Below are 12634 nucleotides of genomic sequence, written 5' to 3'. Positions count from 1 at the left end.
TATCTACTGGAGATCAACGGCATGAGCGAGGCTCAACGGCCATTTCAGTAGCGGCCGTGACACCAGCCTGTGTGCAATAGGGTGGCCCGCTGCATTGGTACCCCTCGGTAGTGACTCACTTTGAAATTTGTTCTTCTCTGTGTTTGTCACATTATTCTCTCACATCCGAGAGCCTACGGTCAAAGTCGAGTCTCGTTCCTGCCTTGAGAACCCAGGGCGGGAGCAAGATAGGAGCAGTGAGATTTTCCTCCCAAATTAGTAGTGACAACCAGCCGGCAGTTGTGTATAGATGCCGAGCGGCTCTTCGTGCCCGCGTGAGCGTCACGTACGGGAGCCGAGAGGAGGCTCCGAAGATGCAAACTGGAACCGTGCTGACCCCGATCTCGCTGATCCTTGCAAGCGGCCTGTTCGTGCTGGCCGGTGTCTTTTTCAAGACACCCCCCGCTCTGGCACAGGTGCAGATCGAGTGTCCCCTACCTGACGGCGTGACGCCGCTTGCGGACCCGCCTGTGACGGCGCAACAGGTGGAAGACGGCAGCGCTACCCTGAAGGACTTCGCGCTGGCCTCGAGAGAACGATTTGTTATGCAGCTCCAGACGGCTGAGAATCTGGGACAAGTGGTATACTATGGATGTCTCTTCCGGCAAGAGGGGAGCTATTGGCATTCCGGTTCCACCTACCTCGTGATTATGAGGGCCGATGGCAGTATTTTGATTCACGCGAAGAACATGGCATTGTCGAGCAGGCGACTCAACCCCCTTATTTATGCAGAGATCCTTTCTACCCTGGGAGTACCCTCAACCGTTCTGGCCAACCTGGCATCTCCCGATTCTGCTATTGCCGCCCAGGCTAATGCCGAAGTGGTTAATATATTGTCGCAAGAACCGGATGCCGCATTCGATGCGACCACCCCTATACCAGGCCTGCGACCTGGCATACCGGGTGCCTCCGGCTACGCCGCCACATATTGGTCGGACTTTTTTAGAGGCCCGCTTGTGATGATGGCCGGTTTCGAGCTCAATGAAACTCACCTAATTGAAGAAGAGATCGATCACATTACCCCGGCCGTTACCGCCAGGGACGTGGTAGATCGAGAAACCCTGAAAGCCTTCGTCACGGCAGCAGGGGAGTACTGTCTCGAACTTCGGAAAACCGGCAATTTCCCCGGTGGGATAGCCAGGATCGCACTTCGGGATCCGGACGGGCCCTGGCGACACGGTTCCGTGTACCTCTATGTCCTGGATACTACCAGCAACGTAATCCAAATACACGCTGCGTTTCCGAACAGATACGAGCTTCGACCTCTGATACCGACTGTCCGAGACGTCGTTACTGGAGAACTCATACTACCGCAGGTCATCGAAGCGGCGAAAAGTGACCCGGAAGGCGGCTTCGTGGAGTATTACTTTGACGATCCCACTGACGACACAGACAGCGCCGATATCCCAAAGGTGGGATACGCACGCGAGTTCAAAACGCAAACCGAGTTAGGTGGAAGGGTAGTCCCGTACAACTTCATCATTGGGTCGGGGTTTTATGGGCGTGCGCCCGACGTTGTCCCGACTGAACCCCATACGGTAGTGGAAGCCACGGTCTCAGGCGATGCCGTCGAGGGGTTGACCGTCGAATTTGCTCGATCCATCGCTGGCCAGCCAGCCGACTACGCCTATAACGCCGTCACAGATGCCAATGGCTCTTTGTCCCTCACCATCTCCAACCCAGATGGGGTCAGTGGTTACTATCAGGCACGCGCCCGCAACGCCGACGGCGAAACCGTCGGCCAGTGGCACAGCATTCCTCTCAATCGCAATCAACGCCAGGTCCTGGAACTGACCCTAAGCGGCGGTATGACGGTCGTACGCGTCGAACCACTGGCCGCATCCAAGCCAGTGGCCGTATCCGAGCCAGTATTGGCAGCAGAGACAGTGCCAGAAGTTAGTGGTCTGGCGCCCAACTTTCCCAACCCATTCAACAGCGCCACCCTGATAACCTACCACCTGTCCAGCCCCGGTCCGGTGCAATTGGTAATCTACAATGTGTTGGGACAGCCAGTACGCACATTGGTGGATCAGTCCCAGGCCGCAGGCTCCTACCAGATTCGGTGGGATGTCCTCGACCAGCGGGGCGTCTCGCTATCGACGGGGATCTACATCGCACGTCTGAGCTATCCTAACGGGGTGCAGACGCAACGGCTACTCTACCTCAAGTAGTGCCAATTTTTTGAGAAGGAGAACCATCGTGACGAAAACTCGAACATCATTCACATACATGATTCCTGTTGTCGGACTGCTCGTGCTGGCCGGCGTCTTTTCCAATGCGCCTCCCGCCCTGGCAGATTGTCCACTTCCTCCCGGCGTGACGCCTCCTCCGGATCCGCGTGTGACGGCGCAACAGGTTGAAGACGGCAGCGCGAGCTTGGAGGAATTCGCGCTGGCCGCGAGAGATTTCTTTAGGAGCGAGTCCCGGGGACAACCGACTCTTGAACGAGCGGCATACATCGGATGTCTCACAAGGCAGGACGATGGAATCTGGCGTTCCGGTTCCACGTACATCGTGAGCCTGACGCCCGACGGAAGGGTGTTCATTCACGCGAAGGACATGTCATTGTCGGGCAGGCTGCTCAACCCCGTGATTTATGGAGCGATCCTTTCCGGGCTGGGCGTATCCATGAGCGATCTGGCCAATCTGGTATCTCCTGATCCTGCTGTCGCCGCCCAGGCGTTCGGCGCCGTCATGAGCACATTGATTCAGGAACCGGACGGCGCATTCGATGCGACCACCCCTATTCCAGATCTGTCACCAGGCATACCAGGCGCCTCCGGCTATGCCGGCGTCTACTTCTCACTCGGTTTTCAGAGCCCGATCGTGGTGCTCGCTGGGTTCGATCTCAATGAAACTCACTTGACTGAAGAAGACATCGATTACGGCGACCCAACCATTACCGCCAGGGACGTGGTGGACCGCGAAACCTTGAAGGCCTTCGTCACGCAAGCGATGATCTACTTTCGCGCAGCCTACGAAACCGGAGGTATAAGCGCTATCTCGAAGGTCAGGATAGCCTTTCGGGATCCGAACGGGCCCTGGCGACACGGTTCCGTGTACCTCTACATCCTGGATCGTACCAGCAACACAATTCTACTTCACGGCGCGTTTCCGAATAGATTCGAGCTTCAACCTCTGGTTGCGACTGTCCGAGATGTCGTGAGCGGACATCTCGTTCTGCCGCAGGTCATCGAGGCGGCGGCCAGCAGCCCGGAAGGCGGCTTCGTGGAGTATTACTTCGATGACCCCACTGACGACACCGACAGAGCCGACATCCCCAAGGTGGGATACGCACGCGAGTTCACCGGTGAAATCCAAAGGCCAGACGGAAGCGTAGTCCCAACTCACTACGTCATTGGGTCGGGTTTTTATGGGCGCGCACCCGAGGTTGTCGTCCCAACTGATCCCCGTACAGAAGTGGAAGCCACAGTTATAGGCGACGTCGTCGAGGGGTTGACCGTCGAGTTTGCTCGATCTATCGCTGGCCAACAGCCCGACTACGCCCATAACGCTGTCACAGATGCCGATGGCTATTTGTCCCTCACCATCTCCAGCCCAGATGGCGTGAGTGGGTACTATATAGCCCGCGCCCGCAACGCCGCTGGCGAAACCGTCGGCCAATGGCACAGCATTCCTCTCAATCACAATCAACGCCAGGTCCTGGAACTGCCGCTGGGCGGCGGAATGAGGATCGTACGCGTCGAACCACTGGCCGCAGCCAAGCCCGTGGTCGAGACAGTGCCGGAAGTTAGTGGTCTGGCGCCCAACTTTCCCAACCCTTTCAACAGCGCCACCCTGATTACCTACCACCTGTCCAGCCCCGGCCCGGTGCAATTGGTGATCTACAATGTGCTGGGACAGCCGGTACGCACGCTGGTGGATGAGTCCCAGGCCGCAGGTTCCTACCAGATTCGGTGGGATGTCCTCGACCAGCGGGGCGTCTCGCTATCGACGGGGATCTACATCGCACACCTGAGCTATCCTAACGGGGTACAGACCCAACGGCTGCTCTACCTCAAGTAGCGCGCCGAACGAAGAAAGCCCCTGAAAATTCAGGGGCTTTTTTTGTACGCCTCGTCTTTTTTATCACACCCTACTGAACCCGCATCCATGTATCAACCCATGCCCCCTCATAAGATGCAATCATTGTATTGCCTTCAAAAACCCACTGCTGCTCATCGTGTGCGATCTCAATTTTATCGCCCTCAACCGTAATCTTGCCCTTCACGCTCTTGGCCTTGGGATAAATCGACATCGGTGCTTCGGCAGAAGACCGATACCCCTGGCGAACCAGCACATGCCTGGCTCGTGTAATCGCCGATGTAGAAATCTCATACGTACTGGCAGCGTAATTAAATCGCCTGGGCGTACCGTCTTTTAAGTCCTCGAGAAGATTGAGCGTAATATGTGCTTTTCGAGAACTGATAGGCTCCCAAAAAAGTGCCCCTTTTATATGCGGGGCGCGCAACACCGTCCCATCTTGTAATTTGCGAGTTTGCAAGACCCACGTACCTGCCAGTTGTGTCTGCATATCCGACAGACGGTCACTACAACCCTGCATCGCGAACACAGACAGAAGGCATATCATCAGGCGTTTCATTTCGATCTCCCTGCGAGTTATCATCCGAAAAACGAACAGCTACAGTATATTTTTCGATTTGCGCGCTGTCAAGCCAAAAAAACGCAAAAAAAAGAGCACCAAAAGGTGCTCTTAAAAAATCAGGTCACTTCCAGCAGTGGCTCAAGCCGCGAGCGACGACGCGGATGGCGCAATCTGCGAAGTGCTTTCTCCTTAATTTGCCGCACGCGCTCTCGGGTCAAATTGAACCGAACGCCGATCTCTTCAAGCGTAAGCGGCTCTTCACCGCCCAGACCAAAATACAGGCGCAAAACCTCGGTCTCCCGGTCATCCAGAGACGTGAGCACATCTTTTACCTGTTCGCGCACCGAATCTTCTACAACCTCCTCATCCGGTGCCTTTTGCGTCTTATCGGGCAACACATGCAGCAAACTGTGGTCGTCCTCCTCGCGGAAAGACGCATCCAGAGACCAGACATCGCGCGCGCGCATAAGCGTATCCTGAACCATCTCCACTGACACGCCGAGTTCTTTGGCCACGGTTTCGGGTTCGGGTTCGGTCTCGCTTGACTGCCTCAGTTCGCGCGACACCTTTGAAATATTGTGCAACAAATCAATGCGGTTAATGGGCAACCGCACAACCCGCGAATCCTGTGCCAGACTCTGGTGAATCGCCTGGCGGATCCACCAGACAGCATAGGAAATAAACTTAAAACCCCGCGTGCCATCAAAGCGCTCGGCAGCCGTCATCAGGCCCATATTGCCCGCGCTGATCAAATCGGCCAGAGGCACCCCGTGATTTTGATATTCGCGCGCCACACTCACCACAAAACGGAGATTGGCCGCAACCAGTTTATCTCTGGATCTCTGGCAACCCTTATGGATCTTCTTTGCCAGTTCAATTTCTTCTGCACTCGAAAGGGGTTCAGACGAGGCAATGTCTCGCAGATACAAATCCAGAGACTCACTATCTTGTATCATAATTCCAGGCAAGGGGAACCTCCTAAAAATATGGGGGAGAATTACTATAAAACAGAATGGGGAGCCGACATCTTGCGAATTTGCGCCAGATGTTTCGTCATAAATTGATACATACTCATCGATGTGTCGCAAGCCATCAAACCCGCTCGCACATCTGAATTTTTAAACAACAGTGCCAAATTGCTCAAAACCGATAGATAAGGCACAGGAGCCGCATCGGGTACAGCAACCATGCATATAACGTGAACGGGTTCTGCATCTGGGGGAAAAGCAATACCCGTCTGAGAAATACCCAATGCCACACCGGGCTGAGCAACCGAGCGGCATCGCGCATGGGGCAGTGCAACACCCCGGCCCAAAACAGTACTCATCTGATCTTCTCGATCCAGAATAGTTTGCAAAAACTTCAGACTATCGACCACCTTCCTGCGCCCGTAGAGCCGATCGACCAGTTCTTTGATCGCCCCCAGACGATCTTGTGATTGCAACTCGGGTACAAGAAGCGAAACATCAAAATGAAAAACATCGTCTTCGGGTAAAATTGTCGTTTGAGTCACCTGGCCCCCACACGCAACAAAATGCAGAAATTGCACTTTCAAACTATAAGACATTTTCTATAAAAGGAGAATAACGCATTAACATCAATAAAAACATAAGGTTAATCTCCAATATCAAAAATCCGCGATAAACGCGCTCTGATATTACAGCAATATCCGTGCCAAAAAAACACCTGCAGACATAACTTATTGTTTATATTGCAAAAAGATTATAAAGTCGTATCTACACATTCTTTTTTTTCTTTTTAACATGCAAAAATTGCACCCTGTTTTATAACTAAAATGCAAAAATTGCGTTTTTGAAAATTAGCGCAGGTTATACGCCTTGATCTTGTATTGCAACGCGCGAACACTGATCCCCAACAGAGCTGCGGCCTCCTTCCGATTTGCCGTCACATGCGCCAGTGTTTTTTCGATCAGCGCGCGTTCCACTTCTGCAAGCGATGTACCGAGTTCAACCGTTATAGTATCTGTCTCATTCTGGGCATCGCGTATTCGAGAAGGCAAATGATCCACATCCACCTTCTGATCTGCGCAGGTCACCACAATGCGCTCAATGGTATTTTTCAACTCGCGCACATTGCCGGGCCAGAAATAAGCCAGAACCCTGTCCATTGCATCGGGAGTCAACTCCTTGCGCGCTTTGTGGTGCAACACACACAGAGTGTCAAAAAACACATCGATCAAAAGCGGAATATCTTCGACGCGCTCGCGAAGCGGTGGCAGGCGAATGGGCACCACATTGATGCGATAATACAAATCTTCTCTAAACCGTCCTTCTGCCACTTCTCGCTCGAGATCGCGATTGGTGACAAAAATAGTTCGCACATCTGCGGCCACCGCTTTGGTACTCCCCACCGGGCGATAGGCTTTTTCTTCTAATACGCGAAGCAAATCGACCTGATTGGGCAAAGGGATTTCACCCACTTCATCAAAAAAAAGCGTCCCGCCTTCAGCCGCGGCAAAAAAACCCGCCTTATCCGCTGTCGCACCCGTAAACGCGCCTTTTACATAACCGAACAACTCGCTGCCAAATAATGTCTCGGCAAACGCCCCGCAATTCATCGCCACCAGGGGTGCATTTCGCCGCGCGCTCGCCTGATGAATCGCACGCACCACGAGTTCTTTCCCCGTCCCCGTTTCCCCGGTAATCAAAACCGGCACATCGGTCATTGCCGCCTGCGCTATGGTATCACTAACCTGTTCCATGGCAGCACTTCGATGCACAACATCTCCATTTTCGCCATTGGAATCCAGACGCGCCCGCAATACGCGATTCTCCGCGACCAGTGCCTGGTGATCCAGCAAACGCTCCAAAGACAGGCGCAACCGCTTCAAATCTACCGGCTTGGTCAAATAATCATAAGCCCCCCGCCGCATGGCTTCAACAGCCGTCTCCACCTCTCCATAAGCCGTAATCACAATAACGCCAATTTCGCGATTTGCACCGCGCACCCACTTCAAAAGTGCCAGACCATCCTGTCCCGGCATCTTGAGATCAAAAATTGCGGCATCATACTCATGGGCCTCCATAAGTGCTTTTGCCTGATTCCCATCATAAGCCACATCAACCCGATAACCGTCTTTGGCCATCGCCTCCCGCAGACCCTCGCAGATATAGTACTCATCATCGGCAATCAAAAGCCGAATCTCACTCGCATCCATAAGTTACCTCTATCGTATCTCATGCTCGGGCAAATACACCCGGAAGGTCGTTCCCCGTTCGGGGCGGCTCTCGACATCAATATGCCCTCCGTGCTGATAAATAATGCGCTGGGCAATAGACAACCCCAACCCGGTACCCTCATCTTTTGTCGTATAATAAAACTCGAAAATGCGATCCACCTCTTCTTCCGGAATCCCGCAACCCGTATCTGTAAGCATCAAACACACCTGCCCCGACTCGGTTTGCGTCCGGGCAGTCAAATCGCCACCAGTGGCCATAGACTGAAAGGCATTCACCACAATATTGAGCACGGCTTGACCGAGTTGGTCTTCATCTCCATTAATCGCGGGCAGATCCTCGGAAAGTTCCAGACGCAACACAATGCCGCGCTCGCGTGCTTCGGGCGAGACCAACTCAAAAACGCGGCGAACCACATCGTTGAGAGACACCTGCCGCAAATGAAGTTTGGGCGTACGCGAAAAACGCAAAAAATTATACACGAGGCGGTCGAGACGTTTCATCTCTGTCTGCGCGATATTGAGCCGCCCCAAAAGGCGCTCTTTTAACGCACTTGACAACGCGCTGAGATCTTCCTCCAACAATTGCAACTGAATATCAATCGCCCCCAGAGGATTGCGCACTTCATGGGCAACAGAAGCGGCCAAACGCCCCAACGCCGTCATCTTTTCAACCTGAAAGATCTCCCACTCCATCCGCTTTATCTCAGATATATCGCGCACCGCCAGCACCAGCCCGCCCTGCGTATCTGTATCTAAAAACGAAGTGCTCACGCGCAAATGCTGCAATCCACCGTCGGCATTGTGGTGTACCAAATCCGTATCTGACACCAGTACCTTGTTTCTCATACCCTCGTTCAAAATCCGCAACAACTCAGGGCGCTGGGCAAATAGCACCTCTGGCGATGCGCCACAAACAGCCTGATTGTCCCACCCCATCAACGCAATCAGATGTGCATTGGCCATCACCGCCCGATGTGTTTTATCAAAAGCCACGATACCCTCCCCCAGCCCCTCCAGAATAGAAGCACTATAATCCGTAGCCATGTCCATGCGCGTTCTCCCGATACATAAAAGCCATTTAACGTTAATTTTCCATATTTCTACCCAAAGCGCAAGCCCAAATATCTTGACACTTATACATTTGGCGTGATATTATTAACCTCTAGTTATGAAAAACACAGAACAAAACCTGCATCGCGTACTCACCACCCAGCGCGCAAGCCTGTTATCTGAATGGCAAAAACGCGTTCGCCGCACATCTGACTTGCAACTGCGCGAAGATTTTGACGGTCACACGCCCGACGATGTACTCGAAGAGTTCTTTGATCTAATAGTCACACAGATCACCGCCAAACAGGATTATCACCTGCTCCGTCAGCGCATCTTTTCAGGCGAAATCAATGCTTTTACCCCTGACGCGGCTTGTCGATTGCTCATTGCCTTGAAGAAAACCGTTCTGAAACGCCTGGAAAATTTTGCGCACAATGCCGAAGCCATATTTGACGAAATCTTGCTGCGCATATCGGCTTACTACCACGAAATGCGCTATCGAAATCTGGCGCGCCATCAATCTCAAAGCCTGCGCCAGCGCAACATCGAAATCGCCCGCCTCCTCGCAGCGGAAAAACGGCGAGCCGCGCATCTGACCACCAACAATCGCATCGCGCAAATGGCCCTGTCAACCCTCGACCCGGATGAAATTTTCCGGCGCATTGTTCACGAAGTGCAACAGAGCTTCAATTACCAGCATGTCTCGCTTTACTTTGTAGAACCGCATTCCAACCAGATGATAATGAGAGCCAGAGCCGGTGTTTACGAAAAGCACTTTCCCGAGGGGTATCGCCAAAATGTGGGCGAAGGCATCGTAGGCCATGTCGTCGCGTCTGGCAATCCCATCATGGCCAATGACGTGGCCAATGACCTCAGGCGTATCATTGCTTTTCCACAAGAAAAAAACACGCGATCAGAACTCTGTGTGCCAATCAAAACAGCAGACCGCGTATTGGGCGCACTCGATGTGCTCAGTCGAAAAAAAAATGGCTTTAATTGGACCGATGTGCAATCGCTAATGGTCTTGACCGATCAACTGGCATGGGTCATCCACAACGCGCATCTCTTTCAGGAAACGCGAGAACTCCAGGACGAACTCGTACAATCGGAACGCCTGGCCGTAATCGGCGAAATGTCTGCGCACATAGCACACGAGATTCGCAATCCACTGGCGACGATTGGCGGCTTTGCGCGCGCTCTTCAGCGCGCGCCAACGCCCGACCGCATCGACACGGCATCGCACATCATATCTTGTGAAGTCACGCGCCTGGAAGAGCTACTGACCGACATACTCAACTACACGCGACCTCGCAAGCTCGAACTCGAACCCGTCAATCTCCCGGACCTCATCACCGATGTCTATCATCAAGTTGGCGAGGGCCTCGAAGGTCGGGGCATCACTTATCGACAAAACGCACCATCTGACCTGCCCGAAATACCCTTAGATCCCGCACAATTTAAGCAGGTACTCATCAACATCTTCAAAAACGCATTTCAGGCAATGCCCAATGGCGGCAAATTGCACGTCCACATCAAAAAAAAAGAGGATCAGCCACATATCCAAATAGAAATACGAGATACGGGACCGGGGATCCCCGCCGAAATTCAGGACGAAATTTTCAAGCCCTATTTCACCACCAAAACTACGGGCACAGGTCTCGGATTGGTCATCAGCAAACAAATCGTCGAACGCCACGGCGGAACCCTCTCATTCACGAGCCACAACGGTTCTGGCACCACCCTTTTCATCCATCTCCCCGATCTCTCCTCAGGGAAACCACTATGAAAAACATCCTCATTGCCGATGACGATCAAAATCTGGCATTGCTCTACGAGCAAGAACTCACCGATGAGGGGTATTGTGTGGATGTGGTTCACGACGCGCAAACCGCGATTGAGCGCGTCAAAGAAAATCCACCGGATCTCTTAATACTCGACATTCGAATGCCCGGCATGGACGGCATTGAAGCCCTCAACCACATTCTGGGGATAAACAACCAGTTACCCGTTATTCTCAACACCGCTTATAGCAATCACAAAGACAATTACCTCACCTGGTCAGCCAATGCCTATGTGGTCAAGTCATCGGACCTGTCAGAACTCAAAACCGCCATAAGCGATGTGCTGAACGGTGAAAGGTCTTGACATGCCCGACGATACGCTAACCATGATCCTCGCCGGAGGCCAGGGATCGCGGCTTTATCCCCTCACGCGCAATCAGGCCAAACCCGCCGTGCCCTTCGGCGGCATGTACCGCATCATTGACTTTACCCTCTCCAACTGCCTCAACTCCAACTTGCGCCGCATATATATTCTCACGCAATACATGTCAACATCTCTCGACCGGCATTTGCAACGCGGCTGGTCCATTTTCAATCCCGAACTCGACGAATTTATCTTTGAAGTCCCGCCCCAATTCCGCCTTGCCGGCAACTGGTATCGCGGCACAGCCGACGCCATTTTTCAAAATATCGACATCCTCGAACGCGAGCGTCCCGACCGCGTCCTCATTCTGGGCGGCGACCACGTGTACAAAATGGATTACAGCAAGATGCTCGCCTTTCACGACAGCGCAAATGCCGACCTCACGGTAGCCTGCATTGAAGTACCCATCAAAAATGCCACCGAATTGGGCGTCATGGCAATCGACTATGAATCTCGCATTGTCGGCTTTGAAGAAAAACCCGACCATCCCAAACCCACACCACACAATCCCAATCTCGCCCTGGCCTCAATGGGCATCTACATCTTCAGCACAGAAGTCCTCGTGCGCCAACTCTCTGAAGATGCCAAACGCGACACAGCCCACGACTTTGGTCAAAATATCATCCCCTCAATGGTCGATTCGGGGCGCGTCTTTGCGTACAACTTCAAGCACGGCAATCGCAATTCGACCGTGTACTGGCGCGACATCGGCCTCCTCGATGCGTACTGGGAAGCCAACATGGACCTCGTTTCTGAAACCCCCGAATTCGACCTGCACGACCCGAACTGGCCCATCCGCACACACGCACACCCGTATCCGCCTTCGCGCCTGCACATTCGACCGCAAAACAGTTCTCTTCTCGTAGTCGCACAGGGATGTGTTATTGCCAATGCGCGGGTCGAGCGCTCAGTCATCTCTGCGGGTGTTCACATAGACTCCGGCGCACAAATCACCGATTCGGTGCTCATGGAAGGCGTCAAAGTCGGTGCCAATGCCCAACTTCACCGCGTCATCGCCGATGAAGGCGTCGTCATTCCAGATGGTGCCCAAATTGGGATTAACCGCGAAGACGACCGCCGGCGTTTCACCGTGACAGATAGCGGCGTCGTAGCCATTTCCAAAGGACTACCCATTGAATAAACAAATCTCCATGTGTGATACCCTCCCACGCGATCTGCGCAACGCAAAAAAAACATCAGACGCCTGGCCCACCGAACGCCTGTCGTACCTGCGAACCTATCTCGACACCACCTGGGAAAATATTTATACACATCACCAGAGCGGCGCATCGGGCGGTGCTGTGGTTGCAGCACTCACACAGCGCGTCGATACACTCATCCAGGCACTGTATGCCGAAGCAAAAGAAGAACACGGTGAGCCAACCGGATTTGCCGTAATCGCGCAAGGGGGATATGGCAGGGGAGCGCTCAATCCCCACTCGGATATCGACCTGTTATTTCTCTTTTACAAAAAAGTCCGCGAAGGCGACCCCATAACGCGCGCGATTCTCCACACCCTGTGGGATCTGCGATTT

Annotated in this window: 11 protein-coding genes; 6 read left to right on the top strand and 5 right to left on the bottom strand. The window is 53.3% G+C overall.

The features are described 5' to 3' along the window. Window positions 1–410: 410 nt before the first annotated feature. The gene (locus OXG87_23125) at window positions 411–2210 is read left to right on the top strand and encodes a T9SS type A sorting domain-containing protein (protein ID MCY3872449.1); all 1800 of its coding nucleotides are present in this window, start codon (window positions 411–413) and stop codon (window positions 2208–2210) included. A 28-nt stretch (window positions 2211–2238) separates the two neighbouring features. Further along, the gene (locus OXG87_23120; protein MCY3872448.1) at window positions 2239–4065 is read left to right on the top strand and encodes a T9SS type A sorting domain-containing protein; all 1827 of its coding nucleotides are present in this window, start codon (window positions 2239–2241) and stop codon (window positions 4063–4065) included. 70 nt (window positions 4066–4135) lie between these two features. On the opposite strand, the gene OXG87_23115 is transcribed toward OXG87_23120, so the two are convergent. From OXG87_23115 to OXG87_23095, 5 genes are all read right to left on the bottom strand, one after another. Continuing rightward, entirely contained in the window at window positions 4136–4642 is a 507-nt protein-coding gene (locus OXG87_23115) for a hypothetical protein (GenBank protein ID MCY3872447.1), read from the bottom strand. Between the two features lie 119 nt (window positions 4643–4761). Beyond that, a complete protein-coding gene (locus OXG87_23110; protein MCY3872446.1) occupies window positions 4762–5601 on the bottom strand; it encodes an RNA polymerase sigma factor RpoD/SigA in 840 nt (279 codons plus the stop codon). 44 nt (window positions 5602–5645) lie between these two features. After that, a complete protein-coding gene (locus OXG87_23105) occupies window positions 5646–6158 on the bottom strand; it encodes a PTS sugar transporter subunit IIA (GenBank protein MCY3872445.1) in 513 nt (170 codons plus the stop codon). 306 nt (window positions 6159–6464) lie between these two features. Beyond that, window positions 6465–7823, bottom strand: coding sequence for a sigma-54 dependent transcriptional regulator (locus OXG87_23100; protein MCY3872444.1), 1359 nt, complete (start codon window positions 7821–7823; stop codon window positions 6465–6467). Window positions 7824–7832: 9 nt separating this feature from the next. Then, a complete protein-coding gene (locus OXG87_23095) occupies window positions 7833–8894 on the bottom strand; it encodes an ATP-binding protein (GenBank protein MCY3872443.1) in 1062 nt (353 codons plus the stop codon). A 118-nt stretch (window positions 8895–9012) separates the two neighbouring features. Between OXG87_23095 and OXG87_23090 the strand changes: the two genes are divergently transcribed. The 4 genes from OXG87_23090 to OXG87_23075 form a co-directional block, all read left to right on the top strand. Continuing rightward, entirely contained in the window at window positions 9013–10680 is a 1668-nt protein-coding gene (locus OXG87_23090; GenBank protein ID MCY3872442.1) for an ATP-binding protein, read from the top strand. Continuing rightward, a complete protein-coding gene (locus OXG87_23085) occupies window positions 10677–11039 on the top strand; it encodes a response regulator (protein ID MCY3872441.1) in 363 nt (120 codons plus the stop codon). The genes OXG87_23090 and OXG87_23085 overlap by 4 nt, the downstream gene beginning before the upstream one ends. Further along, complete coding sequence (gene glgC / locus OXG87_23080; GenBank protein ID MCY3872440.1) at window positions 11026–12240, top strand: glucose-1-phosphate adenylyltransferase; 1215 nt, start codon at window positions 11026–11028, stop codon at window positions 12238–12240. The genes OXG87_23085 and glgC overlap by 14 nt, the downstream gene beginning before the upstream one ends. After that, window positions 12233–12634: nucleotidyltransferase domain-containing protein (locus OXG87_23075; GenBank protein ID MCY3872439.1), on the top strand; the 402-nt coding region annotated here is incomplete at its 3' end. The genes glgC and OXG87_23075, both read left to right, overlap by 8 nt.

The organism is Gemmatimonadota bacterium, from assembly GCA_026706845.1.
Classification (GTDB): Bacteria; Latescibacterota; UBA2968; order UBA2968; family UBA2968; genus VXRD01.
Note: the sequence above shows the minus strand (reverse complement) of the source record. Positions and strands in the feature narration are given on the sequence as shown.